Source organism: Streptomyces fradiae, assembly GCF_041270065.1.
Classification (GTDB): domain Bacteria; phylum Actinomycetota; class Actinomycetes; order Streptomycetales; family Streptomycetaceae; genus Streptomyces.
On the sequence record NZ_CP065958.1, the window covers coordinates 5,113,854 to 5,139,752 of the forward strand.

Annotated in this window: 28 protein-coding genes; 19 read left to right on the forward strand and 9 right to left on the reverse strand. The window is 70.9% G+C overall.

What is annotated here, in order from left to right; genetic code table 11:
• Positions 1 to 2: 2 nt before the first annotated feature.
• From JAO84_RS23590 to JAO84_RS23615, 6 genes are all read left to right on the forward strand, one after another.
• Entirely contained in the window at positions 3 to 890 is an 888-nt protein-coding gene (locus JAO84_RS23590) for a DUF5936 domain-containing protein (RefSeq protein ID WP_370414646.1), read from the forward strand.
• Position 891: 1 nt separating this feature from the next.
• A complete protein-coding gene (locus tag JAO84_RS23595) occupies positions 892 to 1,446 on the forward strand; it encodes a response regulator transcription factor (RefSeq protein WP_370414647.1) in 555 nt (184 codons plus the stop codon).
• 114 nt (positions 1,447 to 1,560) lie between these two features.
• On the forward strand, positions 1,561 to 1,806 hold the full coding sequence (locus tag JAO84_RS23600; protein ID WP_370414648.1) for a Flp family type IVb pilin: 246 nt from the start codon (positions 1,561 to 1,563) through the stop codon (positions 1,804 to 1,806).
• A 50-nt stretch (positions 1,807 to 1,856) separates the two neighbouring features.
• Positions 1,857 to 2,471: a hypothetical protein gene (locus JAO84_RS23605; RefSeq protein ID WP_370414649.1), complete on the forward strand. Its 615-nt coding sequence runs from the start codon at positions 1,857 to 1,859 to the stop codon at positions 2,469 to 2,471.
• A 22-nt stretch (positions 2,472 to 2,493) separates the two neighbouring features.
• Entirely contained in the window at positions 2,494 to 3,078 is a 585-nt protein-coding gene (locus tag JAO84_RS23610; protein WP_370414650.1) for a hypothetical protein, read from the forward strand.
• Positions 3,079 to 3,087: 9 nt separating this feature from the next.
• A complete protein-coding gene (locus JAO84_RS23615) occupies positions 3,088 to 3,720 on the forward strand; it encodes an OmpA family protein (protein ID WP_370414651.1) in 633 nt (210 codons plus the stop codon).
• Positions 3,721 to 3,731: 11 nt separating this feature from the next.
• Here JAO84_RS23615 and JAO84_RS23620 read toward each other — a convergent pair whose 3' ends face one another.
• Together JAO84_RS23620 and JAO84_RS23625 are read right to left on the reverse strand one after the other, a co-directional pair.
• A complete protein-coding gene (locus JAO84_RS23620; protein WP_370414652.1) occupies positions 3,732 to 3,923 on the reverse strand; it encodes a hypothetical protein in 192 nt (63 codons plus the stop codon).
• A gap of 11 nt (positions 3,924 to 3,934) precedes the next feature.
• A complete protein-coding gene (locus JAO84_RS23625; protein ID WP_370414653.1) occupies positions 3,935 to 4,786 on the reverse strand; it encodes a helix-turn-helix domain-containing protein in 852 nt (283 codons plus the stop codon).
• Between the two features lie 320 nt (positions 4,787 to 5,106).
• Here JAO84_RS23625 and JAO84_RS23630 point away from each other — a divergent pair, with 320 nt between their 5' ends.
• The gene (locus JAO84_RS23630; protein ID WP_370414654.1) at positions 5,107 to 5,565 is read left to right on the forward strand and encodes an ATP-binding protein; all 459 of its coding nucleotides are present in this window, start codon (positions 5,107 to 5,109) and stop codon (positions 5,563 to 5,565) included.
• Between the two features lie 667 nt (positions 5,566 to 6,232).
• Here JAO84_RS23630 and JAO84_RS23635 read toward each other — a convergent pair.
• Positions 6,233 to 6,673 carry a VOC family protein gene (locus tag JAO84_RS23635; RefSeq protein WP_370414655.1) on the reverse strand — a complete coding sequence of 147 codons (441 nt, stop codon included), beginning with the start codon at positions 6,671 to 6,673 and terminating at the stop codon, positions 6,233 to 6,235.
• 66 nt (positions 6,674 to 6,739) lie between these two features.
• Here JAO84_RS23635 and JAO84_RS23640 point away from each other — a divergent pair, with 66 nt between their 5' ends.
• A complete protein-coding gene (locus tag JAO84_RS23640) occupies positions 6,740 to 6,964 on the forward strand; it encodes a hypothetical protein (protein WP_370414656.1) in 225 nt (74 codons plus the stop codon).
• 466 nt (positions 6,965 to 7,430) lie between these two features.
• Here JAO84_RS23640 and JAO84_RS23645 read toward each other — a convergent pair whose 3' ends face one another.
• Positions 7,431 to 8,339: a hypothetical protein gene (locus tag JAO84_RS23645; RefSeq protein ID WP_370414657.1), complete on the reverse strand. Its 909-nt coding sequence runs from the start codon at positions 8,337 to 8,339 to the stop codon at positions 7,431 to 7,433.
• A 189-nt stretch (positions 8,340 to 8,528) separates the two neighbouring features.
• Here JAO84_RS23645 and JAO84_RS23650 point away from each other — a divergent pair, with 189 nt between their 5' ends.
• Both JAO84_RS23650 and JAO84_RS23655 read left to right on the forward strand, forming a co-directional pair.
• Positions 8,529 to 8,918: a hypothetical protein gene (locus JAO84_RS23650; protein WP_370414658.1), complete on the forward strand. Its 390-nt coding sequence runs from the start codon at positions 8,529 to 8,531 to the stop codon at positions 8,916 to 8,918.
• A gap of 11 nt (positions 8,919 to 8,929) precedes the next feature.
• Positions 8,930 to 10,039: a hypothetical protein gene (locus tag JAO84_RS23655; protein ID WP_370414659.1), complete on the forward strand. Its 1,110-nt coding sequence runs from the start codon at positions 8,930 to 8,932 to the stop codon at positions 10,037 to 10,039.
• On the opposite strand, the gene JAO84_RS23660 is transcribed toward JAO84_RS23655, so the two are convergent.
• Positions 10,011 to 10,400: a DUF192 domain-containing protein gene (locus JAO84_RS23660; protein WP_370414660.1), complete on the reverse strand. Its 390-nt coding sequence runs from the start codon at positions 10,398 to 10,400 to the stop codon at positions 10,011 to 10,013. The two genes, JAO84_RS23655 and JAO84_RS23660, sit on opposite strands and share 29 nt — an antisense overlap.
• Positions 10,401 to 10,438: 38 nt before the next feature.
• Here JAO84_RS23660 and JAO84_RS23665 point away from each other — a divergent pair, with 38 nt between their 5' ends.
• Complete coding sequence (locus JAO84_RS23665; RefSeq protein ID WP_370416850.1) at positions 10,439 to 11,176, forward strand: prepilin peptidase; 738 nt, start codon at positions 10,439 to 10,441, stop codon at positions 11,174 to 11,176.
• Positions 11,177 to 11,330: 154 nt separating this feature from the next.
• The gene (locus tag JAO84_RS23670) at positions 11,331 to 12,779 is read left to right on the forward strand and encodes a DUF2079 domain-containing protein (RefSeq protein ID WP_370414661.1); all 1,449 of its coding nucleotides are present in this window, start codon (positions 11,331 to 11,333) and stop codon (positions 12,777 to 12,779) included.
• Between the two features lie 294 nt (positions 12,780 to 13,073).
• Here the strand turns inward: JAO84_RS23670 and mgrA are convergent, their stop codons facing one another.
• Positions 13,074 to 14,111, reverse strand: coding sequence for an L-glyceraldehyde 3-phosphate reductase (gene mgrA / locus JAO84_RS23675; RefSeq protein WP_265868804.1), 1,038 nt, complete (start codon positions 14,109 to 14,111; stop codon positions 13,074 to 13,076).
• A 111-nt stretch (positions 14,112 to 14,222) separates the two neighbouring features.
• Between mgrA and JAO84_RS23680 the strand changes: the two genes are divergently transcribed.
• From JAO84_RS23680 to JAO84_RS23700, 5 genes are all read left to right on the forward strand, one after another.
• On the forward strand, positions 14,223 to 14,984 hold the full coding sequence (locus JAO84_RS23680) for an isoprenyl transferase (RefSeq protein ID WP_308404126.1): 762 nt from the start codon (positions 14,223 to 14,225) through the stop codon (positions 14,982 to 14,984).
• 279 nt (positions 14,985 to 15,263) lie between these two features.
• Positions 15,264 to 16,586, forward strand: a complete 1,323-nt coding sequence (locus JAO84_RS23685) for a PhoH family protein (protein ID WP_265868802.1) — start codon at positions 15,264 to 15,266, stop codon at positions 16,584 to 16,586.
• A 380-nt stretch (positions 16,587 to 16,966) separates the two neighbouring features.
• Complete coding sequence (locus tag JAO84_RS23690; RefSeq protein ID WP_370414662.1) at positions 16,967 to 17,665, forward strand: transglycosylase SLT domain-containing protein; 699 nt, start codon at positions 16,967 to 16,969, stop codon at positions 17,663 to 17,665.
• Between the two features lie 124 nt (positions 17,666 to 17,789).
• Entirely contained in the window at positions 17,790 to 19,253 is a 1,464-nt protein-coding gene (locus JAO84_RS23695; RefSeq protein WP_370414663.1) for an AI-2E family transporter, read from the forward strand.
• Positions 19,250 to 19,963 carry a hypothetical protein gene (locus tag JAO84_RS23700; protein ID WP_370414664.1) on the forward strand — a complete coding sequence of 238 codons (714 nt, stop codon included), beginning with the start codon at positions 19,250 to 19,252 and terminating at the stop codon, positions 19,961 to 19,963. The genes JAO84_RS23695 and JAO84_RS23700 overlap by 4 nt, the downstream gene beginning before the upstream one ends.
• A gap of 72 nt (positions 19,964 to 20,035) precedes the next feature.
• Here JAO84_RS23700 and JAO84_RS23705 read toward each other — a convergent pair whose 3' ends face one another.
• Together JAO84_RS23705 and JAO84_RS23710 are read right to left on the reverse strand one after the other, a co-directional pair.
• Positions 20,036 to 20,569 carry an alkyl hydroperoxide reductase gene (locus JAO84_RS23705; protein WP_370414665.1) on the reverse strand — a complete coding sequence of 178 codons (534 nt, stop codon included), beginning with the start codon at positions 20,567 to 20,569 and terminating at the stop codon, positions 20,036 to 20,038.
• A gap of 2 nt (positions 20,570 to 20,571) precedes the next feature.
• The gene (locus JAO84_RS23710) at positions 20,572 to 21,126 is read right to left on the reverse strand and encodes a peroxiredoxin (RefSeq protein WP_370414666.1); all 555 of its coding nucleotides are present in this window, start codon (positions 21,124 to 21,126) and stop codon (positions 20,572 to 20,574) included.
• A 240-nt stretch (positions 21,127 to 21,366) separates the two neighbouring features.
• On the opposite strand from JAO84_RS23710, the gene JAO84_RS23715 reads away from it, so the two are divergent.
• Together JAO84_RS23715 and JAO84_RS23720 are read left to right on the forward strand one after the other, a co-directional pair.
• Positions 21,367 to 22,587 (forward strand): RNA-guided endonuclease InsQ/TnpB family protein, encoded by a 1,221-nt coding sequence (locus JAO84_RS23715; RefSeq protein ID WP_370414667.1) that lies wholly within the window; start codon positions 21,367 to 21,369, stop codon positions 22,585 to 22,587.
• Positions 22,588 to 22,823: 236 nt separating this feature from the next.
• Entirely contained in the window at positions 22,824 to 23,777 is a 954-nt protein-coding gene (locus JAO84_RS23720; RefSeq protein ID WP_370414668.1) for a hydrogen peroxide-inducible genes activator, read from the forward strand.
• An 8-nt stretch (positions 23,778 to 23,785) separates the two neighbouring features.
• On the opposite strand, the gene JAO84_RS23725 is transcribed toward JAO84_RS23720, so the two are convergent.
• On the reverse strand, positions 23,786 to 25,783 hold the full coding sequence (locus JAO84_RS23725) for an FAD-dependent oxidoreductase (RefSeq protein WP_370414669.1): 1,998 nt from the start codon (positions 25,781 to 25,783) through the stop codon (positions 23,786 to 23,788).
• Positions 25,784 to 25,899 lie beyond the last annotated feature (116 nt).

Genomic DNA, 25,899 nt, shown 5'->3' on the forward strand with positions numbered 1-25,899 from the left:
CTGTGGATCTTCTCCTGGCCCTCCTCGGGGGCCTCTCCGTGGCCGGCGCCGCCTACGGCATCCGCCTCTACCGCGCCGACGCCAAACTCCCGACCGACCTCCAGCTCGCCCTGGAGGTCGGCGCCACCCGCACCGGCGCCGTCGACTCCGTCGTCGACCGCCTCGGCATGCGCTGGTCCCCGGCCGTCCTCCGGCTCATGGGCCCCAAGCGGGTCAACTCCGTCCGCCGCCGGATCGACCTCGCCGGAAACCCGGGCGGCCTCACCATCGACCGTTACGGGGCGCGGCGCGCCGTCTACGGCTTCCTGGGCGTCCTCGGCGGCCTGCTCATGCTGAGCAGGGGGTCCTTCCTGGTCGCCCTGCTGCTCTTCGCCTTCGGCGCCTTCTGGACCGAGGTCGGCATCTGGTCCGCCGTCCGCATCCGCAAGGACCAGATCGAGCGGACGCTGCCCGACTTCCTGGATGTGCTCGCGGTCGTGGTGTCGGCCGGCCTCGGATTCCGCCAGGCCCTGGAACGGGTCGCCGACAAGTACGAGGGCCCCTGGGCCGACGAACTCCGCATCACCCTCCGCCAGATGGACATGGGCGTCAGCCGCCGCGACGCCTTCGACGAACTGCGGCGACGCAACGACTCCGAACAGGTCGCCCAGTTCGTGACGGCGTTGCAGCAGGGCGAGGAGCTGGGCGCGCCCATCGTCGACACGCTGATCCAGATCGCCAACGACATGCGCAGGACCGACGCCCAGAACGCGCGCCGCAAGGCCGCGAAGGCCGTGCCCAAGGCCACGATGGTGATCACCACCCTGATGGTCCCGGCCACGATGATCCTGCTCGGCGCGGGCCTGTTCCTGGGCACCGGCACCGACTTCGGCTCGATCACGGGCGAGTGACATGCGGACGCTGAAGATTCTGGTGGTGGCCGCGAACCCGGTCGTACGGGCGGGCCTGACGGTGCTGTTGGGCGCGTGCCCGGACATGGAGGTGGTGGGGGAGGGCGCGGGCGCGGACCTCGTGGTGGTCGACGGGGACGCGGAGGCGGTGGAGCGGTTGTCGGCGCTGGCGCCGGTGCTGCTGCTGACGCACGAGCCGGTGGGGGACGGGGCGTTCGGGGCGGCAGCGGGGCGGCTGGTCCACGGCCGCTTCGACGTGGCGGAGCTCGTACGGACGGTGCGTGCGACTGCACATGCTGGCGTGAGGTCAACTCTGGGGAATATACTGCACTTCAGAAATCCAGCTTCGCGAGTGCAACGTTTCGGTCTGAGTGCGAGGGAGGTGGAGGTCATGGACCTGATCGCAACCGGCCTGACCAACCAGCAGATCGCCACTACCTGCTCCATCTCCGAAAAGACCGTCAAGAACCACATCAACCGCATCTTCGCCAAACTCCACAGCACCACCCGCGGCGAAGCCATCGCCTCCTGGCTCGGCACGAGGACCGCGTCATGAGCCCGGCGGCGCCTCGGGCGCTGACTACCCAGGGTGATTGGGCCTACGGACCCTGTGATCCCCCCACCCGAACGGCGTACCCTGCCCGAGTCGCCGGACTCGGAGGGGAACACGATGAACGAGGCGCTGCTGAGGGCCCTGACCAAGGCCAAGGTGCACGGGGCGAGTTGGGGCGAACGCCGAGCTGCGGCGCGGCGGGACCGCGACCGCGACCGGGGGCAGACGGCGGTGGAGTACCTGGGGATCATCGTTGTGGTGGTGGCGATCGTGATCGCGATCTCGGGGACGGACATCGGACAGAGCATCAGGAACGCCATCTCCCGGAAGATCGCCAGCCTCACCGGAGGCGGGGGGAGCTGAGGCATCCCCGATCGGGCGACTCAGGACAAGCTTTCCCCGTATACATCACGGTGATCGGCGGCCTGCTGTTCCTCGCGTTCGTCTACTTCGTCGTGGCACAAGCGTCAGTCCTGCGCAGCGGAGGGCAGACCGCAGCTGACGCCGCCGCACTTGCTGCGGCCCAGGACGCCCGCAGACAACTACGCGAGGGATGGCGTGAGGTGATCCTCGACCCGGATTCCTGGGGCGGATTCCTCCAAGGCAGGGGATACGACAGAGGCGCGGCCTGCGAGCGGGCAGCGCAGTACGCCCATGACAACGACGCCGAGATGTCCGACGCGGATTGCTCCGACCAGCCATCAGGCGACGGAATCGAGTTCCGCGTGCACATCAGCACCAGCGGCACCGTGGGCAAGTCGATCGTGCCGAACAGTGACCGGAGTGCAGAAGCGACCGCCACTGCCATCCTGGAACCCCGCTGCTTCTTCGATGCCCCAGAGCCGACGCCCCCGCCCACCACGCCCGCACCGACCGGCTCGGCCACGCCCGAACCGACTCCCACACCGAGCCCCGAACCGGAACCGATCACCGGCCTCGTCTGCGACGGCGTCGAGTGGACGATCGACCCGGAAGACCCGCAGCTGCCCGGCGCCGCTGATCTCTTTTCCGTCCGACTGGTCGACTGACGAGCGAAGGACCCTGTTTCCCATGAGTGTGCGGTACGCGAAGAAGACCGGCAGAGGAGTGGTCGCCGCGGTCATGGCGGCGGGGCTGCTGCTCGGACTCGCCGGCTGCGGAAGCGGCGAGGAGAAGCCGCCCGAGGGCAAGGGGGCGCCCACCACCTCCGCTCCGAAGAAGACCGGTGGGAACCCCCAGCCGCAGTCCGAGGAGCCGTCCGAACCCATCGCCGTGCTGAAGGGCCAGGAAGGGCTCGAACTGGTCGTCTCCTCCGCCAAGCGCGATCAGGGCGGCTTCGTCACCGTCAGCGGCAAGCTGACGAACGCGGGGAGCGACGTGGCCGTCATCCCTGCCCAGGTCGGCGGCAACGAGACCGAGATCATCAAGCACGGCATCTCACTAGGCGGCGCCACCCTCGTCGACTCTGTTGGCAAGAAGCGCTACTACGTCCTTCGCGACACGGACGGCCGCCCCCTTACGACGACTGGTTTCGACAGCTTGGCGCCAGGAGCTTCGTCCCCGGTATTCATGCAGTTCCCCGCCCCGCCCGCCACCACCACCGAGGTCTCGCTCCAGCTCCCCACCTTCACCCCCGCCACCATCAAACTCTCCTGAGGCGCAGTCATGACGACGACGACCACCCCGCGCCGCCTCGCCACCCTCACGGCAACCCTCGTGCTCCTGACCGGCACGGTCGGCACCGTCGGCACGGCCGGTGCCGCCCGCGCCGACGACCCGCCCAACTCCACCACCAACGGCGGCCCGCCCCCCGTCATCGACGCGAGCTCACCCGCCCTGATGCTTCCCGACGGGGCCACCCTCGCGCCCGCCAAGGTCCTCGACATCAAGCAGATCGTCGAGGAGGAAGGCGGCGAGCAGCGTCGCGAGGACACCAACGTCGACGTCACCTTCGCCCTTCAGGCCGAAGTCCTCTTCCCCAAGGACAGCGCCAAGCTCAGCCCGTCCGCCACCGCCCGTATCGCCGCGATCGCCGCCGAGATCAACAAGCAGGCCTCCCGGCGTGTCCGCGTCTTCGGGTTCACCGACGACCTCGGGTCGTACGAGCACGGGCTGAAGCTGTCCAAGGAACGCGCCGACGCCGTACAGCTCGAACTCGCCAAGAACCTCGACCCCGGCACGACGTTCGACATCCGCGGCTACAGCGAGGACTACCCCATCGCCGACAACGCCACCGAGGAGGGCCGGAAGAAGAACCGCCGCGTCGAGGTCTCCTTCCCGCGCACCTCCGGCGGATAGCGGCCGCCTTGTCAGAGGAGGTGATCCGCCTTGCCGGCCTTGATGTCCAGGATCAGTTGCCGGAGGGCGTCACGGCTGTCGGTGAGGTGGTGGTCCTCCTGCCCGGCGACGGCTATGTAGCTGTTGCCGTCGGCGTCCGTCCCGAAGCGGTAGCAGGAGTTTCCTTCCCCGCAGTACGGCTCTTCCCAGCTGACCTCTGGCATGTGGACCTCCTTCAGAATTGGCGCACCATCTCATGGAGGAACGCGCGTGAGTCCGTCGGGGACAGCGCGATGCGTTCCATCCAGTCCAGGTGCGCTCGATACTTCGCCAACTGCGTTTCCTCGTACAGGAAGTCGGGCCCGTGCGAGTTGTCGATCTGCACGGTGTCGAGCCGGGGAACGGCTCCCTCGGCGTAGAGGACGGTCTGCCCGGCTCCGGGGAACGCCCCCGCCTCGAATGGGAGGACGAGGATCGTGATGTTCTCCTGCTCCGACTTCTGCAACAGGTGTTCCAACTGGGCGCGCGCCACGGTTCTTCCGCCGAAGCGCATTCGCAGGGCGGCTTCGTGCACGATGCCGAGGTACGGGACGGCGTCGGGGCCGTCGAGCACCCGCTGGCGCTCCATGCGATGCGCGAGGCGCAGGGCGATCTTGTGCTCGGGAAGCTGCGGGATGACCATGCGGAAGACCGCCATCGCGTGTTCCGAAGTCTGGAGCAGGCCGGGCATGTGCATGGAGTAGGCCGCGCGCATGCCGACGCTGTTCGCCTCCAGCTCGGCGATGTCGAGGAGGGCGGGAGGTAGCGAGCTGCGGTAGCCCTCCCACCAGCCGCGCTGGCCGGGCTGTGCCATCTCGGTAAGTGCCTCGACGTACCTGTCGTCTGCGGAGTCGCAATGGGCGGCGAGAGCGCGAAGGCGTTCGGGGCTGATGGGGCGCTTGCCCGACTCGATGTTGGAGATCTTGCTGCGATCGACACCGAGCAGGCTCGACGCCGACTCGGCGGAAATCCCGGACGACGTGCGCATCCTGCGGACCTCGTAGCCAAGACGCTTCTGGCGTTCGGTCGGGGATGTCCTTGCTGCCATGCCGCTCCTCACCGTGTCGTCGGTGGAAGTCTGCCGCCTGTGTACGCCAGCGATCCACGAAAGGGTTAATCTCCGCGAAGTCGAGGGCTATTTTGCCCTCCAGGTCTACATTGGGGGCGCACCGCTCGCTCACCGTGGGCGCGTGGAAGTGCATCGCGCAGGCCTGCCCGGAACCTCCTGCCCTGGGAGGGGTGGTCTCGCGTCAGGGAGACACGCCACCACGCGTACGCACCGCCGGAGCCGGGCCACTCGTGCGCCTCGATGAGTCGTCGTCGATCGGATCAGCCAGGTCAACGCAAGCTCCGAGCAAGGGAGTCCGCATGTCGCCGACCCTTCGCACCGCCATCTGCCCCGTTTCTCCGCACGCCGCCGAGGCCGGCGTCAGATTCACGTACAGCCTCACCGTTCCGGGTACGTGCAGCAGCGCTGCCGTCGTCCGTACCGCCGTACGTTCCGCCCTGCATGCGCATCGGCTGCGCCGTTACACCTTCCCCGCGCAACTCGCCGCCAGCGAACTGGTCAGTACCGCCGCTCGGCTGGCCCCGGGCGAGGACGCGTACTTCTCCCTCGGCTGCCGCCCCGACTCACTCCGCCTGGTCCTCTGGGACCAACACCCCCGCCACGAGGAACCCGACGCCGAGACGGTCTGCGCGGCCCGGCGCCGGCGGGCGTTGTGGCTGCTCGACGTCGCCGTGGAGGACTGGGGCGGCGAGTGGGGCATCACCGAGGCTCAGCCGCCGCACCGGGGGACGAAGTCATGGGTGGTACTGCCCTGGTGAGGTGCTGGTTCTGACGGCCGTCGGGGTGGCCGTTGCTTGTGTGCTTCTGGTGCGGCCGCCCTCTCTCCGAGTGTGGCCCCCTCCACCACCGCGTCAAGGGCGCCTTCGGCGTCGCTCCGCGATGGGCTGCGCCCACCCTTGACCCGGTGCCTCCGGGGGCCTTTTCACACTCGGAGGGCGGCCGGGGGAGCGGGCCGCGCGGAAAGGCCCGGGTATCGGCCGGCCGCCGTAGGCGGATGGCGGGTGCGTGGGTGGTGGGGCCGGGTATCGCTCCGGGCCGGGGGGCGTTCTGTTGCCCGGTGGGTGGGGGCTCGGTTCGTGGCTGAGGTTGGTGGGACGGTGTCCGCCGGTTCGGGGCGTGGAATGGGGGGCAGCCGTCGGCGGGCCGGGGCGCATGCCCCGCTGGGCACGGCCTGTGGGCGGCATAAACCCCGCTCGCGCGAGGCCCTGGACGCCGCCAGCCACCACTGGAGTCACAGGAGTCCCGGATGTCTCGTCCCGGGGTGGGGATTGCGGAGTTTGCACCGCCCGGCAGTGCTCGGCGCGTGCGATGACCGGGCAAAGTCCGCTAGCGCGAGGTCGGGTTCGCTAGGGAACGCCTCTGGAGTCACACGAGTTCACACCCGCCCCATTTCGTCTGCGGATTGCGGACTTTGCGCCGCCACGGTCAGCTCAGTTCTTCGGCCAGGGCGAGGATGATTCCGCTCGGGCCCCGGAGGTAGCAGAGCAGGTAGCTGTCCTCGAAGCGCGTCACTTCCCCGACGAGTTCGGCGCCGTGCGGGCGGAGGCGGGCGAGGGTGGCGTGGATGTCGTCGACGGCGAACATGACGCGGTGCAGGCCAAGCGTGTTCGCCGGGGTGATCGCGGGCTCGGGGGTGATCGCCTTCGGGGAGTGGTACGTCGACAGTTCGAGTCGGCCCGGGGCACCGGGGATCCGCATCATCGCGATCTCGCTGCGCATGCCGTCGAGCCCGACGACCTTCCCCGCCCAGCTTCCTTCGATCGGCATCCTCCCTTCCAGCTCCATGCCGAGCTCGGTGAAGAAGGCGACGGCGGCGTCGAGGTCGTCGACGACGATGCCGACGTTGTCCATGCGCTGAATCGTCATGCTCGCGAGGATAGGGGCCGGGTATGACGCCGTAGGCCAGGCACGGCCGGGCCTACGATCGGGCCCGTGAGCGACATCCCGACGCATTGGACCATCCGCCACTTCTCACAGGCCAACCCCGCCGGCCCCGGCTGCGACAGCGTGCCGGCCCTCCTGCGGCGGCTGGCCGATTCCATCGAGGCGCTCGGCCCCGCCGAGATCCAGGACGTGGTCATCACATCTGAGATGACCGAACACGGCCCCTGGCGGTCGGGAACCGTCTACTTCCACCTGCCCGAGGACGCGGACTGATTCCGCGCCCAATCCGCTAACAGGAATGACCAGCCGGGCATGCAGCCCGACCCGGCGACGGCCGTCGGCCGCCGAGCCGGGAATGGGCGCCCCATTCCACTCCCGCGCACCCCCACCGAGGGATCGGTCCCAACTGCCCTCGCCACGAACCGAGCCCCCCACCCCCTCAATGCGAAGGGGCTTCCTCGGCGGAGCGATACCCGGTCCCACCACCCACGCACCCGCCATCCGCCTACGGCGGCCGGCCGATACCCGGACCTGTCCGCGCGGCCCGCTCCCCCGGCCGCCCTCCGAGTGTGAAAAGGCCCCCAGAGGCACCGGGTCAAGGGTGGGCGAAGCCCATCGCTTGCGACGCCGAAGGCGCCCTTGACGCGGTGGTGGAGGGGGCCACACTCGGAGAGAGGGCGGCCGCACCAGAAGCCCTCAAGGACCCCCCGGCCCGAGCACCTCGGCTCGCGGCGCGCGGCTACCGCTCCAGCGCCCTCCTGACCGTCGCGATCATCCGGTCCGGGTGGGTGAAGACCTCGCGGGCCGTGAAGCGGAGGACGCGGCGGACGGCCGGGCAGCTCTGGAGGTCGTTGAAGCGGTGGACGTCGCGTTCGTGGGCGGCGGGGGTGCCGTGGAAGGCGAAGCCCTCGATCTCGACGGCCAGTCCGGCGGCGCGGAAGAGGAAGTCGGGGCGCAGGGGGCGGCCCGTGTCGGTGTGGAGGGTCGGCTGGGTCTCGGGGTGCAGGCCCGCGTCGTGCATCCGCAGCCTGGCGACCGTCTCGGCGGGGGAGCCGGATCCCGCGACGGCGAGCGGGAGCCAGCGGCGGGCCGAGGGGGCGCCGGGGCGGCGGGGCGCGGCGAGTTCGGCGGCCAGGTCCGCCGTACCGACGAGCGGCGGGCGGCGCAGGCCGGCGACGAAGCGGGGGGACAGCGCCGAGTCCGCGACGACCACGGCCGCCTCGCGGGAGGCGGCAGCCCGTATGAGGTCGCCGACCGTGCGCGCCGCCGTCGTCACGCGCAGGCCGCGCCGGGTCCCGCAGTCCGCGTCGGTGAGCTGGGACGTGGCGTGCACCCGTATCCGGTCGTGGGGCCCCGAACTCCGGTGTGCGGTGAACTCCAGGAGATCCGCGTCCGCCCCAGGCCCCGTGAGGAGTTCGATGCGGTGCAGCGCGGCGGCCGTGCGGTGGCTGCACACCAGCTCGGGCCGCAGCAGCTGGGCGGCCCGGGCCCGCACCCGCCAGTCCACCTCCTTCTCCGGGACGGCCCACGCGCCCCTGCAGATCCGATGCCAGCCGTCCACGCGCAGCCGCCGGGCGAGCCGGCCGCGCGGCCAGCCCGCCGTGAGCGCCCACACCGTGAGCAGCACCCCGCCCCTGGCGAGTCTCATCAACTCGTACATACGAGCAAACGATCCCCCTGTGGAAAACTCCGCGAAAGGGTCCGTCAGGAAACTGCAAAAGTGCTGGTAGGTGGTGAGATCGGACATCCCGGAACGGGCATGCTGAGGACTGAGTGAGAGCTCGCAGGGCTTCTCAGTGGTTCTCAGTGCTTTCAGTGCTTCCGAAACGGGCAGCCGATGACAACTCCCGCCCTCGCCCCGACCACCAGCGGCGTTCAGCTCGTCAGCGACCTCGTCGACCGCGTCCCCGGGTTCCGCAGCGCCTACGACGCCCACGTCTTCAGCCAGGGGCGCGTCCAGCCGCATGTCTTTTTCTGGGATGTCGTGCAGGGCACGGTGCGCGCCTTCCTCGGTGAGGAGGGCGACGAGGGCCGCCCCGTCGACTGGCGGCGCACCCTCGACTTCCTTGAGGAGCAGAGCCGGCGCGGCGAGGCCGGGGTGGACGACGTCATCGTCACGTCCTTCCTCGGGGACCTGCCGCACCCGTACGAGCCGGGGTACGGGATCGTGGGCGAGCTGGGGCCGGTCATGGCGGCCAGATTCCTGAGGCTGCGACCCGGCGGTTGATAATCGAGCGCATGTTCCGCTCCGCCCCACCCTCCACGCTCTCCCCACGGACCCTCGCCCTCGGCGGGTACGTCGCCACCCGCCTCCTCGGGCTCGCCGCGCTCGCGATCGTCGCCGCGGCCACGGGCAAGGACGGGATGCACCGGCTGACGGGCCGGTGGGACGCGGTCTGGTACACGCGGATCGCCGAGCACGGCTACGGCCACCAGGTCACCCTCCCCAACGGCGCCGTCCACGCCGACCTGGCCTTCTTCCCCCTCTTCCCCGCCCTGGAACGGGCCCTGGCCACCGTCCTCCCCGTCGACGCCGCCACCGCCGGACTCCTCGTCTCCTGGGCCGCCTCGCTCGCCGCCGCCTGGGGCATCTACGCGGTCGGCGCGCACGTCGCGGGCCCGCGCACCGGAGTCGTACTCGCCGTCCTGTGGGGGGTGTACCCGACGGCGTTCGTGCAGTCGATGGCGTACACGGAGACCCTGTTCACGGCCCTCGCCGCCTGGTCGATCCTCGCGCTGCTGCGCGACCGCTGGGTCCTCGCCGGCGTCCTGTGCGTGTGTGCCGGGCTGACCCGGCCGACGGCGGCCGCGCTGATCGCCGCGATCGGGATCACGGCCGTCGTCACCGTCGTACGGGAGCGGCGGCTGCGCGCCCGGGTCGCGGCGGGCACGCTCCTCGCGCCGCTCGGCTGGCTCGGGTACGTCGTGTATGTGGGGGTCCGGCAGGGCAGCGCCACCGCCTACTTCGACGTGCAGGCGGCCTGGGGCAACTCCATCGACGGCGGCGTCGCGCTCGCCCGCTTCATCGCAGGACTGCCCTGGCCGGCGGCCCTCGGGCTGTGCCTCGCCCTCGCCTTGCTCGGCTGGCTGCTCTTCCTGTGTGTGCGACAGCGCCAGCCGCTCCCGCTGCTCGTCTACACGGTCGCCGTCGTCGTCATCTCGCTGGTCGGCGCCGCGTACTTCGGGTCCCGGCCGCGCCTGATGATGCCCGCGTTCGGGCTGCTCCTGCCGCCGGCCGCGGCGCTGGCCCGGCTCCGGGCCCGTACCGCCGTGCCCGTCCTCGCCGGGCTCGCGCTCGCCTCCGCCGTGTACGGGGCGTTCACGCTCCTCGGCGCCGGTCCACCGTGACCACCGCACCCGGCCGAAGACCCCAGCCCGCCATCGTGCCGCCCTCCGCCTCCAGGACGTGCCGGCCGCGCAGCCGCGGCATCCCCAGCCGGCCCGGCCGCATGGTGACGACGTCGAGGACGGTGAACGAGCGGTCGAGATAGGCGATGTCGAGGGTGAAGCGCATCCCGAAGGTGTGAATGCTGTTGGTGGGCGTGATGAGCAGGGCGCCGTCGATCCCGTCACGGCCGAGCAGGCCCCGGCGCCGGGATTTATGGGTAGCGGCGATCTCTACCGGCACCCGCCCGCCGTCCGGCGTGCCCAGCCAGCCCGTCCCGTCCCGCCAGGTCCTGCCCCATGCCCTTCCCCAAGTCCTCCCCATGTGCCCGACCCTAGCCCTAGGGTCTGCCCGTGGACGCCCTGTCGATCGCCTTCGTCGCGGCCGCCGCCCTGTGGGGCGCCGCGGCCGGGCTGCTCGTACCCCGCGCCGCGTACCGCCTGTCCGTCGCCCCCGACGAGCCCTGGCGCGCGGCCTGTCCGGCCGGGCACCCCTTCGCGGGGCCCGCGCGCGGCTGGCTCGGCGGCCCCGGGCGAGCCGCCTGCGCGACCACGCCTGCGCCGCTCGTGGCGCCGCTGCTCACCGCGCTCGCGTGCGCGGCGCTCGCCGCGGCCACCGGCGCGCCCCGCCCCGAACTGCTCGTCTGGCTCCTGGTCGCGCCCTTCGGCACGCTCCTCGCCGTCGTCGACGCCCGCGTCCACCGCCTCCCCGACCCGCTGACGCTGCCGCTCGCCGCCGCGCTGCCGCTGCTCCTCGCGCCGGCCGCGCTCCTCCCGTACGCGGCGGGGTCCTGGCTCCACGCCCTGCTCGGCGCGCTCGCCCTCGGCGGCGGCTACCTCGGCCTGTTCCTCCTCCACCCCAACGGCATGGGCTTCGGCGACGTGAAACTCGCCGTCCCGCTGGGCGCCGCGCTCGGCTGGTACGGGTGGGGCGTGCTGTTCGTCGGAGCCTTCGCGGGGTTCGCCCTTGGGGCGTTGTACGGGCTCGGGCTCGTCGTCGCCCGCCGGGCCGGGCGCGGCTCGGCGATCCCCTTCGGCCCGTTCATGATCGTGGGCGCGTTCCTCGGGCTGCTGCTCGGCGCGTTCACCGCCCTGCCCTGAACGGCCCGCCCTAGCATCACGCCATATGCGGATGATGCGGACAATCGATACGGAATCGACCCCAAATGCGCGCCTGGCAGGGGCAGATACCGGCCCGCGGCAGGAGCGCGCCCCGGGCCCCCGGCTCCCCTGGGCCCGGAGCGGGGCCTGGAGCGTGGCCCGGAGCGGGGCCTGGATCTGGGCCGCCGGCCTCTGTCTCCTCTACGCCACCGTCGCCGTGCGCCGCCACCAGCTCATGCGCACCACCGGCTACGACCTCGGCATCTTCGAGCAGGCCGTCCGCGCCTACGCCGAGTTCCGCGCCCCCGTCGTCCCGCTGCGCGGCGAGGACTTCAACCTCCTCGGCGACCACTTCCACCCGCTCCTCGCCGCCCTCGCCCCGCTCTACCGGCTCTTCCCGTCCCCCCTCACCCTGCTCGTCGTCCAGTCCGCGCTGCTCGCCCTCGCCGTCGTCCCGCTCTTCCGCTGGGCGGTGCGCGCGGTCGGCCCGCGCGGCGCGCACGCCGTCGCCGCCGGGTACGGGCTGAGCTGGGGCGTCGCGTCCGCCGCCGCGTTCGACTTCCACGAGGTCGCGCTCGCCGTACCCCTGCTCTCCTTCTCCCTCGAAGCCCTGGGCCGGCGCCGCTGGACGGCCGCCGTGGCCTGGGCCGCGCCGCTGCTCCTGATCAAGGAGGACCTGGGGCTCACCCTCGCCGCCATCGGCGCGTACATCGCCCTGAAGGGCCGTAAGGACAGACGCGTCCGCCGGTTCGGCCTCGCCACCGCCGCCGCCGGACTCATCGGCTCCGCCCTGGAGATCAAGGTGCTCCTGCCGGCCCTCGACGTCACCGGCGGCTACGCGCACGGCGGGCAACTCGCCGCCGCCCATGGCTCCCTGCTGTCCGCGCTCGCGCACGCGCCCCTCGACCTGCTGCGCCCCGACATCAAGGCCACCACCCTCATCCTGGTGTTCGCCCCGTCCGCGCTGCTCGCACTGCGCTCCCCGCTCGCGCTGATCGCCCTGCCCACCCTCGCCTGGCGCATGGCGTCCGAGAACGTCTTCCACTGGGGCACGGCCTTCCACTACAGCGCGGTGCTCATGCCCGTCGTGTTCGCCGGACTCCTCGACGTCCTGAGCCGTGAGGACCGAGAGCGCGACCGGCGCAACGTCCGCGCCGCGCTCGCCACCGTCCTCGCCGTCACCGCCGTGCTCGTCCCGTCCTTCCCACTGGCCCAGCTCGCCCAGCGGGCCACCTGGCACACCACCCCCCACCTGCAGGCCGCCCGGGAACTGCTCGCGAGGATCCCCGACGGCGCGACCGTCGCCGCCTCCAACCGGCTCGCCCCGCAGCTCACCTCACGCTGCACCGTGGTCCTCTTCCCGACCTTCCCGGTCGGCGGGCGGCTCTACGAGTACCGGCGCGGCCCCCTGCCCGCGCCCACCGCCGAATGGATCGTCCACGACCCGGAGGCCCCCGAGGCCTGGCCGTACCGCCGCGGCCACTGGCCCTACCCCCTGGAACAGCAGCGCGAAGAGCTCGCCGCGGCCCAGCGCACCCACGGCTACGAGGTCGTCGCCCGCCGTGACGGGATCACCCTGCTCCACCGCCGAGGAACCCCCTGACCTGCATCTGATCCGCGCCGCCGGGTCAACCGGGCGACTCTTTGACCGGGTCCCCCGTGGGAGGTACGGATTACGCCGCCACGCCCGGGCATAAACCCGCCACGCACCCCTGGAGCCCTTGTGCCGCTTGGCCTCCGGCGAAATCCCCGTGCTTCGGTCGGCGCAGTCGGCACACAGCACGACTAATGAAGGGTTATGGTGGAAACCCCCCCTCGGGCCGGTCCGTATCCCCCCCCCACGGACCGGCCCGTTTTTCTTTCCCTCAGGTTTCCTCAGGGGTTTCCTCGGGCAGGCTCAGCCCCGTCCGGCCCAGATGTTCGTGCCGGCGGTGTCGACGGCGAACGAGTCGATCTCCTTCAGCTCCTCCGCCGACAGCGGCGCGCCCGCCAGTGCCGCCACGTTCTCCTCCAGCTGGCCGACGCTGGACGCGCCGATCAGCGCCGAGGTCATCCGCGGGTCCCGCAGCACCCAGTTCAGCGCCAGCTGCGCCAGCGACTGCCCGCGCCGCTCCGCGATGTCCGCGAGACCGCGCAGCCGCCGCAGCACCTCGTCCGACAGCAGGTTCGGGTCGAGCGACTTGCCCTGGGTGGCCCGCGAGCCCTCCGGGACGCCCTTCAGGTACTTGTTGGTCAGCAGACCCTGCGCCAGCGGCACGAAGGAGATGCAGCCCATGCCGGCCGCCTCCAGCGTGTCGAGGAGGCCGTCCTCCTCCGTCCACCGGTTGATCATCGAGTACGACGGCTGGTGGATCAGGGCCGGGACGCCCATCTCCTTCAGGAGCCGCGCCGCCTCCGCGGTCTGCTCGCTCGTGTACGAGGAGACGCCCACGTACAGCGCCTTGCCCTGCTGCACCGCGGACGCCAGCGCGCCCATGGTCTCCTCGAGCGGGGTGTCCGGATCGAAGCGGTGCGAGTAGAAGATGTCGACGTAGTCGAGGCCCATCCGCTTCAGGGACGCGTCGAGCGACGACATCAGGTACTTGCGGGAGCCCCACTCGCCGTACGGCCCGGGGTGCATCTCGTAGCCCGCCTTCGTCGAGACGATCAGCTCGTCCCGGTACCGGGCGAAGTCCTGCGCGAAGATCTTGCCGAAGTTCAGCTCGGCCGAGCCGGGCGGCGGCCCGTAGTTGTTGGCCAGGTCGAAGTGGGTGACACCCAGGTCGAAGGCGCGGCGCAGGATCGCACGCTGCGAGTCGAGGGTGCGGTCGTCGCCGAAGTTGTGCCACAGGCCGAGCGAGATCGCCGGGAGCTTGAGCCCGCTGCGGCCGGTACGGCGGTACTCCATGGAGTCGTAACGGTCCGCGGCGGCGCGGTACAGGGGGGAATCAGTCACGTATCTCTGCTTATCACGGACTTGTGACAGTCCCGGGCTGGGAGCCGGTTACCCGTCCGCAGTAATGTGGCGGTCTTCGGGGGCCGACACTGCATGGAGGGGTTAAGAACAGTGAACCTGCGCGACCTGGTGTACGGGCTCTACGCACGCCGGGTGGAAGGCCGTCTCGACCACGCCCAGGTGCCCAAGCACATCGGTGTCATCCTCGACGGCAACCGGCGCTGGGCCAAGGCCTCCGGCGGCACCCCCGAGCAGGGCCACAAGGCCGGCGCGGACAAGATCCAGGAGCTGCTCGGCTGGTGCGCCGAGACCGACGTCGAGGTCGTCACGCTCTGGATGCTCTCGACCGACAACCTGAACCGCCCCGAGGAGCAGCTCCTTCCGCTGCTCGGCATCATCGAGGACGCCGTACGGGCGCTCGCCGCCGACGGCCGCTGGCGGGTCCACCACGTCGGCACCATGGACCTGCTGCCGGCGCGCACCCAGTCCGTACTGAAGGAGGCCGAGCAGGCCACCCTCGACAACACGGGCATACTTGTGAACGTCGCCGTGGGCTACGGCGGCCGTCAGGAGATCGCCGACGCGGTCCGCTCCCTCCTCCTGGACCACGCCGAGCGCGGCACCAGCTTCGAGGAGCTCGCCGAGGTCGTCGACATCGACCTGATCTCCGAGCACCTCTACACCCGCGGCCAGCCCGACCCGGACCTCGTCATCCGCACCAGCGGCGAACAGCGCCTGTCCGGCTTCATGCTGTGGCAGAGCGCGCACTCCGAGTACTACTTCTGCGAAGTGCACTGGCCCGCCTTCCGCAAGGTCGACTTCCTGCGCGCGCTGCGCGACTACGCGGCCCGGCACCGCCGCTTCGGCAACTGACACCTCCTGTTCATGAACACGCCGTCATATGCCATGGCATGACGGCACGTGTTGGAGGGCATATCCCCAGTGAAGTGAGCGGCACGGAGACCGCCACCCGGGAGGCCCTTTGCACCAGGACGACCGTGCGGGACACGCGCGGACGAAGCGGAGGGCCGGTGCTCGGCCCGCGCATCGCGGCCTGAGCCCGGTCCCATTCCGCCGCGACATCGGCTTCCCCACCCGCGGAGCCGTCGCACCAGGGCCTCACAGGGGCCCTCGAAGGGGGTCTGTCCTTCCGTGGTGACCAGCACTAAGCGCCGCTTGTCCGACAGGCGCACCTATGTTCTCGACACCAGCGTCCTGCTGGCCGACCCCAACGCGATGTCCCGGTTCGAGGAGCACGAGGTCGTGCTCCCGATCGTCGTCGTGACCGAGCTGGAGGCCAAGCGCCACCACCCCGAGCTCGGCTACTTCGCACGGCAGGCGCTGCGCCTGCTCGACGACTTCCGGGTGCGGTACGGCCGGCTGGACTCCCCGCTCCCGATCGGGGAGCTGGGCGGCACGCTGCGGGTCGAGCTCAACCACTCGGACCCCGGTGTCCTGCCCGCCGGTTACCGGCTGGGCGACAACGACTCGCGGATCCTCGCGGTCGCGCGCAACCTCCAGGCCGAGGGGTACGACGTCACGGTCGTCTCCAAGGACCTGCCGCTGCGGATCAAGGCGTCCTCGGTCGGTCTCCTCGCCGAGGAGTACCGGGCGGAACTCGCCATCACGGACTCCGGCTGGACCGGAATGTCCGAACTCGCCCTGTCCGCGGACCAGGTCGATCTGCTCTACGAGCAGGAGACGCTGTACGTGCCGGAGGCGGCCGAGCTGCCGGTGCACACCGGGCTCGTGCTGCAGTCCGAGCGCGGCCGGGCGCTCGGCCGGATCGGGGCCGACGGGTCGGTGCGCCTGGTGCGCGGCGACCGGGAGGTCTTCGGCATCCGCGGCCGCAGCGCCGAGCAGCGGATCGCGCTCGACCTGCTGCTCGACCAGGAGGTCGGCATCGTGTCGATGGGCGGCCGGGCCGGCACCGGCAAGTCGGCGCTCGCGCTCTGCGCGGGCCTGGAGGCGGTCCTGGAGCGCCGCCAGCACCAGAAGGTGATGGTCTTCCGTCCGCTGTACGCGGTGGGCGGGCAGGAGCTCGGCTATCTGCCGGGCACCGAGGCCGAGAAGATGAGCCCGTGGGCGCAGGCGGTGTTCGACACCCTCTCCTCCGTGGCGGGCCGTGAGGTCATCGAGGAGGTGCTGAGCCGCGGCATGCTGGAGGTGCTGCCGCTCACCCACATCCGGGGCCGTTCGCTGCATGACGCGTTCGTCATCGTCGACGAGGCCCAGTCCCTGGAGCGGAACGTGCTGTTGACCGTTCTGTCCCGGATCGGGGCGAATTCCCGGGTGGTGCTGACCCATGACGTCGCCCAGCGCGACAACCTGAGGGTCGGTCGGTACGACGGAGTCGTCGCCGTGGTCGAGAAGCTGAAGGGTCATCCGCTCTTCGCCCACGTCACGCTCACCCGCTCCGAGCGCTCGCAGATCGCCGCGCTCGTGACCGAAATGCTGGAGGACGGCCAGATCTGACCCGCTTCGTCCCGTGCCCGGCCCTGCCCGCACGGGAGTTGGCGCCGCCCGGCAAAGCGCGAGAGCTTAGCCGGGCGGCGCCGCGCTGTCCGCCGTATCGGCCAAATCCCGTGCGTCCACCCAGGTGTGAGCTTTCACACGCAACGCGGAATTGCCTTGCGGCGTTGCCGTCCGGCAAAGTCTTGCTTCCGTCAGGCCCCGCATACGGCACACGTGCACCCCCAGTGGTGCTGCACCACACAACTCAACACTCGTTCGCCGTATGCCGCCCACAGCACCACGGGCCCGTGTCTTCTGTGACCCAGCAGTACGGAGACCAGCGTCAGGGGCAAGATTTCGCCCACTCGGTCACCCTGTGGGCGATTGTGGAAGGAAACCGTGTGAGCCGGATCTCGGTCCGGGGATTCGCAGTGGCCTCGGCCACCGCGGTCACCACCGTCGGCGCCGTCGTGGGTGTTGCCTCGGGCAACGCCGCCCAGGCCTCGGACGACAACTTCGAGGCCACCGCGGCCGACACCACGCTGCTCGCGGACATCCCCGCGGGCGAGCAGGCCCAGGTACAGGTCACCTCGCTCTCCGAGCAGGCCGACGTCCAGGCCGCCGCCGCCGACTCCCTCGCGCGCAAGTCCGCCGAGGAAGCCGCCCGCATCCAGGCCGCCAAGGACGCCGAGGCCAAGAAGAAGGCCGCCGACAAGGCCGAGCAGGAGCGCAAGGAGAAGGAAGAGGCCGAGCGCGCCAGCCGGTCCGCCGTCCGCGACGCCACCAGCTTCGCCGCGCAGAGCTCGTACAGCATCTCCGAGGTCAAGGCGATCGCCCGCCAGATGATCCCGGCGGACCAGTTCCAGTGCTTCAGCAACATCGTGGACCACGAGTCCGGCTGGAACTACCGCGCCACCAACGCCTCCTCGGGTGCCTACGGCCTCGTCCAGGCGCTGCCCGGCTCGAAGATGTCGTCCGCCGGCGCCGACTGGCAGACCAACCCGGCCACCCAGATCAAGTGGGGCCTCAGCTACATGGACGGCCGTTACGGCAGCCCCTGCGGCGCCTGGTCGTTCTGGCAGGCCAACCGCTGGTACTAGGGCAGCCGCCGGATCCGCACCGGCCCCCGCTCAACCCCGTGCAGCCCCTCGCCGTCCTTTCGGTGAGGGGCTGCACGCGTGCGGGGGTGTAGGTTCGGGGGCCCGAAGGGGGAGAGGGAAGAGCATGTCGAGACTGCCAGGATGGCTGAACCGCGCCGGTGCGGGCCTCAGCCGCATGGGCGAACGCCTGGACGAACGCCGGGCGCGCGCCGACCGGGACACCCTGGGAGCGCCGGCCCCCGCCGCCCCGGCCGCGGAGCCTGACCCCGAGCCGACCGTGACTCCGACTCCGGCACCCGAGCCGGTCCCGGCCGTGGTCCCGGTCCCCGAACCGGCTGCCACCGCCCCCGCCCTCGCGCCGGGATCGGCCTCCGGGTCCGGGTCCGGGTCCGGCTCCGTACCCGCCCCGCCGTCGTACGCCCCCGCCGTCGCCGCCCGCCCCGACCCCGTCGCCGCCATCCCCTGGGGCATGCGCGTCGCCGCCGAGGCGAGCTGGCGCCTGCTCGTCTTCGCCGGCACCGTCTGGGTCCTGATGAAGGTGATCAGCTCCGTCCAGCTGGTCGTCCTCGCCTTCGTCGCCGCACTCCTCATCACCGCCCTCCTCCAGCCCACCGTCGCCCTGCTGCGCCGCAAGGGCCTGCCCCGCGGCCTCGCCACCGCCGTCACCGCCGTCTCCGGCTTCGTGATCATGGGCCTGGTCGGCTGGTTCGTGGTCTGGCAGGTGATGGACAACATCGACAGCCTGTCCGACCGCGTCAAGGACGGCATCGAGGAGCTCAAGCGCTGGCTCCTCGACAGCCCCTTCCACGTCACCGAGCAGCAGATCAACGAGATCGCCAAGAACCTCAGCGACACCATCGGATCCAACGCCGAACAGATCACCTCCGCCGGACTCCAGGGCGTCACCGTGGTCGTCGAGGCGATGACCGGCATCCTGCTCGCCATGTTCTCCACCCTCTTCCTCCTCTACGACGGGAAGAAGGTCTGGGAATGGACGCTGAAGCTGGTCCCGGCCCAGGCCCGGCCCGGAGTCGCCGGCGCAGGACCGCGCGCCTGGCGCACCCTGACCGCCTACGTCCGCGGCACCGTCCTCGTCGCCCTCATCGACGCCGTGTTCATCGGCCTCGGACTGTGGTTCCTGGAAGTGCCGATGGCCGTGCCGCTCGCCGTCTTCATCTTCCTCTTCGCCTTCATCCCGCTCGTTGGAGCCGTCGTCTCCGGCGCCCTCGCCTGCGTCGTCGCCCTCGTCACCAACGGCGTGTTCACCGCCCTGATGGTGCTCGTCGTCGTCCTCGCCGTGCAGCAGATCGAAGGCCACGTGCTCCAGCCCTTCATCCTCGGCCGGGCCGTCCGCGTCCACCCGCTCGCCGTGGTCCTCGCGGTCGCCGCCGGCGGGCTGACCGCCGGCATCGGCGGCGCCGTCGTCGCCGTCCCGCTGGTCGCCGTCGCCAACACCGTGGTCGGCTACCTCCGCGCGTACACGAGCGAGCAGACCCTGCGCGCCGCCCCCGAACCGCACGGCGCCACCGCCTACGAGGTCGCCCCGGTCGCCGCGCCCGGCGCCGTGGCGACGAGGAACGACACGTGATCTCCGAACCCGAACTCGTCGGCGGCCCGGCCTTCCCCGAGCCGGGCGCCGCCCCGCTCCCGCCCCCGCCACCCCCGCCGGCCCGGGAGGAGTCGGCGTCCCGGACCCGCCGCCCGTGGCTGTGGGCGCTCGGCGGCGCGGTGGCCGCGTCGGCGGTGTGGGGCGGCGGGCTCGTGGCGTACGACCGCTACGCGGGGGAGGAGGGGCCGGACCTGCGCGGCTATCGCGTCGGCGCCGACCCGTGCAAGGCGGGCACCTTCCACGGCCTGTCGGCCGCGATCGGCCCCAGGGCCGAGACCTCCGAGCCGACCCAGCTCGACGAGCCCGCCCTCTACCGCGCCAACTGCACCGTCGTCCTGCAGGCCGCGCCCGTCGTCTACCAGGTCGACGTGACCTACACGCTGCACCGGGTCACCGACCCCCGCCCCGAGTTCGAGGCCCTGATGCACGACCCCTTCTACGACGGCGGCGACCGGATCGACGGCATCGGCGACACGGCCTTCGTCAACGACGGCGCCAACGCGGCCGACGGCATGGTCATCAACGTGATCGACGGACCGGCCGACCTCCGGATCAGCCTCTCCCCGTCCATGGAGTACGACGAGAACGGCAACCCGCGCGCCGAGCCGCCGAAACTCGACCCGGCCGCCCTCCGTACGTACCTCGTCGAGGACACCAAGCAGATGATGACGGCGCTCAGGAAGAAATGAGCGGCGGTACGCGAAAGGGCCCCGGGGTTCGTCCGAACCCCGGGGCCCTTCTGCGTACCGTACGGCCCGGCCCTACTCGGCCAGGACCGCCTCGGCGTCCAGCGTCACGCCGACCGCCTGGACGACCGCGGCGATCTTCACGGCCTCCTGGATCGTCTCGCGGTCGACACCGGCCTTGCGCAGGACCTGCTCGTGCGAGTCCAGGCACTGGCCGCAGCCGTTGATCGCGGACACGGCCAGCGACCACAGCTCGAAGTCGACCTTGTCGACACCCGGGTTGCCGATGACGTTCATCCGCAGACCGGCGCGCATCGTCCCGTACTCCGGGTCCGACAGCAGGTGCCGGGTCCGGTAGAAGACGTTGTTCATCGCCATGATCGCGGCGGCCGACTTGGCGGCCTGGTACGCCTCGGGCTTCAGGTTCGCCTTGGCCTCCGGCTCCAGCTCGGCCAGCACCTTCGGCGACCGCGAGGCGATCGCGCAGGCGAGCACCGTGCCCCACAGCTGCTGCTGCGGCAGGTCGCTGTTGCCGATCACCGAACCGAGGTTCAGCTTCAGGTCCTTGGCGAAGTCCGGTATGGCGGCCTTCAGCTCATCGAGGGCCATGCTCACTCACCGGCCAGCAGCGCGACCGGGTCGAGGGTGTCCTCGCCCTTGCTCCAGTTGCACGGGCACAGCTCGTCGGTCTGCAGGGCGTCCAGGACCCGCAGGACCTCCTTCGGGTTCCGGCCGACGGAACCGGCGGTCACCATGACGAACTGGATCTCGTTGTTCGGGTCGATCACGAACACGGCACGCTGCGCGAAGCCGTCCGCACCCTCGACGCCGCAGTCGCGCATGAGCTCGTGCTTCGAGTCGGCGAGCATCGGGAAGGGCAGGTCACGCAGGTCGGCGTGGTCCTTGCGCCAGGCGTGGTGCACGAACTCGGAGTCGCCGGAGACGCCGAGGATCTGCGCGTCACGGTCGGCGAACTCGTCGTTCAGCTTGCCGAACGCGGCGATCTCGGTCGGGCAGACGAAGGTGAAGTCCTTCGGCCAGAAGAACACCACACGCCACTTGCCATCGAACGACTTGTGGTCGATCTGCGCGAACTCCTTGCCGCTCTCCAGCGACACGCAGGCGGTCAGGTCGTAGGTGGGGAACTTGTCACCGACGGTGAGCACAGTGATTCTCCATGCGGATGAGGGGTTGGACGCATGAAGGCTTTCACACCGGACATCAGGCAGTGAAATCGATCAATCGGGTCAGACTGATTCGTGCCGGTTATCAGTATCCGGGGTCTACCGTTCGATTATCGCAGTGATGTGCGCAGGAATCACGGACGAAGGGGCGGGGCAGGGACAGTTCCGGGCGATTCCGGTCGATCGGTAGGCGGCGACGGCTGCGCGTTCTACGGTCACCCTGTGCAACTTCGCTACCAGTTCCGTGCCCGGCTGACGCCTGGGCAGTGCATCCGCGCCGCCAGGGTTTTCGGCTGCAAGCGCGTGGTCTGGAACGACGCCCTCGCGATCGTGGCACCGCGCAAGCAGGCGAACAGCCTGCTCGGCGGTCCGCGGGCGCGGTTTGCTGAGGGCCCGTACTGGGGCATCCCGAAGGCCGTTGAGCTGGGGCGGTTGTTGATCACTGAGGCGAAGAAGGCCGCGCGGCGGGCGTTTCTCGCCGATGCTCCAGTCGGGGTGTTGCAGCAGACCCTGCGGGACCTGGACCGGGCGTGGAAGGCGCACGAGGACTCCAAGTCCGGCCGCCGGCCGGGTCCCCGGGTGGGGCCGCCCGCTTTCAAGAGCCGGAAGGACATGCGGCAGACGGCGCGGTTCACCGTGTCGGACCGGTTCCGGGTGCTCGATGACGGCAGGCTGCGGCTGCCGAAGATCGGGGACGTGCGGATCAGGTGGAGTCGCGATCTTCCGTCGGCGCCGTCGTCGGTGACGCTCATCAGGGATCGGTCCGGTCGATACTGGGTGTCTTTCGTGGTGGAAGCCGATCCGGTCGCGGACCTGTTGCCGCCGGTCGACCGTGATCAGGGCGTCGATCTCGGTCTGACGCGGTTTGCGGTGCTGGCCGACGGTTCGCACATCGCGAACCCGAGGTTCCTGCGGCGGGCCGAGAAGAAGCTGGCAAGGCGGCAGCGGGAGCTGGCGCGGAAGGAGAAGGGGTCGAAGAACCGGGAGAAGGCCCGGATCAAGGTCGCGCGCACGCATGCCGCCGTGGCAGACGCGCGCCGTAATTTCCACCATCAGTGGTCCCACAGGCTGACGCGCGATAACCAAGCCGTCTACTGCGAGACCCTGAATGTGCGAGGGATGGGGCGCACCCGGTTGGCCAAGAGCGTGTACGACGCGGGCTGGGCTCAGTTCGTCGGGTTCCTGGAGTACAAGGCCAAGCGGCGTGGGCGTTCGTTCGCCAAGGTCGACAGTCGGTTTCCCAGCTCCCGGATCTGCTCGTCCTGTGGGCGCCGTGACGGTGCCAAGCCGCTGTGGGTGCGTACCTGGACCTGTCCGGGGTGCGGCGTCCGACTTGATCGGGACTGGAACGCGGGGAAGACCATCCGCCGCGAGGGACGTCGTGTCCTCGCGGCTTCGAAGACGGCACCATCCCCCCCCGGACCGGGGGCCCGTCGCCGGTGACGGTGGCGGTTCATGCCTGTGGAGCGTGTGTAAGACCTGGCGGTGAGCCGGGCGGCGTGCGCGAACCCCACCAGTGGTGGGGAGGAAGCAGGAACCCGTCCGAAGCGGGCGGCCTCCGCCTCGGAGGCGGCGCGCAGGCGGAGAATCTCTCGCTCTTCGGGGCGCTGGAGGAGGTCAATTGCCCTCGTAGGCCTTTCCTGGGCAAACTGGGTCGTGTTGATCGAAGGTGGTTATCAGTGACTCCAGGCCGGCGGGCGAAGCAGCCCAGCCTTTCCCAGCTCAGAGCGTTCGCGGCGGTCGCCGAGCAGTTGCACTTCCGGGATGCCGCGGCGGCGATCGGGATGAGTCAGCCGGCGCTTTCGGGCGCGGTTTCGGCTCTCGAAGAGGCACTCGGTGTCCAGCTCCTCGAGCGTACGACGCGGAAGGTGCTGCTCTCGCCGGCGGGGGAGCGGCTCGCGGTGCGGGCGCAGGCCGTGCTCGACGCGGTGGGGGAGCTGATGGAGGAGGCGGAGGCGGCGCAGGCGCCGTTCACCGGGGTGCTGCGGCTCGGGGTGATTCCGACGGTGGCGCCGTATCTGCTGCCGACGGTGCTGCGGCTGGTGCACGGCCGGTATCCGGAGCTGGATCTGCAGGTGCACGAGGAGCAGACGTCCTCGCTGCTCGACGGGCTGGCGGCCGGGCGGCTCGATCTGCTGCTGCTCGCGGTGCCGCTGGGGGTGCCGGGGGTGACGGAACTGCCGTTGTTCGACGAGGACTTCGTGCTCGTGACGCCCGAGGGGCATCCGCTGGCCGGGCGGGTGGACATTCCGCGGGAGGCGCTGAAGGAGCTGAAGCTGCTGCTCCTGGACGAGGGGCACTGTCTGCGGGACCAGGCGCTCGACATCTGCCGGGAGGCGGGGCGGACCGAGGGGGCGCCGGTGACGACGACCGCGGCGGGTCTTTCGACGCTGGTGCAGCTGGTGGCCGGCGGGCTCGGTGTGACGCTGTTGCCGCGGACCGCGGTGAAGGTGGAGACGGCGCGGAACGCGGCGCTGTTCACGGGGGTGTTCGCCGATCCGGCGCCGTCGCGGCGGATCGCGCTCGCGATGCGGACGGGTGCGGCCCGCCAGTCCGAGTTCGCGGAGCTGGCGGGCTCGCTGCGGGAGGCGATGCGCCGCCTCCCGGTCAGGATGGTCGTCCCCGGCGCTTAGGGCCTGTCCTAGCCGGTGTGGACCTGCAGGGCGACGCGTACGGCGGACTCCAGGGCGCCCTCGATCCAGGCGGGCTTGATCGAGGTGTGGTCGCCGGCGAAGTGCAGCGGGCCCTCCGAGCCGGGGATGTCCGGGAAGAGTTCGGTGTGCTGGCCGGGCAGGAGCACGGACGCCTCCCCGTACGCGTAGTGGTCGCGCATCCACGACTGGGTCTTGCCCTTGCCGGTGAAGAAGACCTCGCAGCGGCGCCCGAAGACCGCCTGCACCCCGGCGAGCGCCCGCAGATAGCGCTCCTCGTCGGCGTACGCGTCCCACTTGAGGGCGTCGTCGGCCCAGCTGTACGAGGCGAGGACGACGCCGCCGAGGCTGCCCTCCATGGGGTGGGCGTGCTCGAAGTACGTGAAGCGGTTGGGCCCGTCGGTGACGGAGCCGCCGCCGCGGACATGGGCGGCCTCCGGGTCGCGTCGGCGCGTCGGCCGGAAGGCGGAGAAGCAGTGCTTCAGCTCGTGCGGCAGACGCACACCGAGGGCCTTCACGGACGGGTGGGCGCCGAGGTGCCGGGCGTCGCGGACCTTGCCGTCCCGGTACTTCGCGTACAGGCCGGGCTCGATCGCGTCGAGCTCCTCCTGCCACTGCTCCTCGGTCAACTCCCACCAGCGGCGGGAGAATTCGAGCAGCACCTTGGTGGCGGCGTCGTAGTGCAGCTCGGTGATCGCCCGGCGCTTGCCGTAGGACAGCGGCGGGTCGAAGGCGACGTGCCGAAGGCCGGAGAACGGCACGGTGACGACCGCCTCGTCGCCCTCGAAGACCTCGGTGACCCCGCCCTTGCCGGTCTGGCAGTCCTCGGACACGGTGTGCACCCGGACGCCGCCGCCGGGGTGCCGCTCGATGCGCACGGCCCGCCGGTCGAGCCGCACCTTGCCCTTGACCGGCGCGTACAGCGCGTCGGCGAACTTCGCCGTGCCGCCCTTGATCTCCCAGAACGTCGTCTTCGGGTCGATGAGCGCGGCGGACAGGAAGCTGTGGATGAAGGACAGATGCATGCGGGAGGTGAGGTTCTGGACGGTGCCGACCAGGTCGAGGGTGCGGGTGTCCAGTTTGGCGGCCTCGGTGAGATAGCGGTACATCGACCAGTGGCCGTAGCGCCGCAGGACCTCCGCCCAGCCCTCGACGAGCGCGCTGCCCTCCTTGCCGCGGACGAGCAGGTGCACGGGTTCCAGGGCCTCGGCGAGGATCGCGGCGGCGGTCTTGTGCCGGTACGCGGCGGGGACGCCGAAGGTGTCGTTGACGCGGGCGGGGTTCTTCTCGTAGTCGGCGCGCCGCTCGTGGATGCCGTTGACGTGGATCCAGGTGCGGTTGGCGCGCTTCGTCGGGTTCTCGACCTCGACGTCGACGAGCAGGAACTCCTGCCGGGGCAGGTCGTACTTCTCCAGGAGGGCCATGAGCAGCGGGTGGCTGCCGGGCAGCCGCATGGCGCCGGCCTCGGCGTACTGGATGGGGTCGGCGAAGGGCTGGGCGCCGTTCTCGTGGCCGCCCTTGCGGAAGGTCTTGATCCGGCCACCGACCCGGTTGCCGTTGGCCTCGATCACCACGACCTGGTGGCCGGCGCGGTTGAGGAGGTCGGCGGCGAGCAGTCCGGCCGGTCCGGCGCCGATGACGAGGATCCGCTTGGTGGGGCGGCCGGGGCGAGTCGGCAGGCCGTTGCGGAGGATGTCCAGATAGCCGGGGACGAGCGGCCGGTCGTGTGCGTCGTGGACGGTGATCGCCCGGGCGACGGTGGTGTACGCGGCGGGGTCGGTGCCCGGCGGGGCGGCGGTCGGCGCGGTGCCGGGCGCGAGCGCGGTGGCTCCGGTGGCCGCCTCGGCCCCGGTGGCGGTGGTGGCGAGTCCGGCGGCGAGCGCCGTGGCGCCGGTCGCACGGACCACGGCGCGCCGCGAGGGCGGCACGCCGTGGGACCGAGTGTCGGGAGTGGTCAGATCCTGGGTGCTGCGGTCATGAGTAGTCATCGCCGATCACCCTGGGTGACGACGGCACCTCGCCACCAGCGGCGTCACACGGAAGGGGCGCCAAACCACTCGTACGGTGATCATCAGGCCCGACGGTGCTGACACCCGCGTCGTCC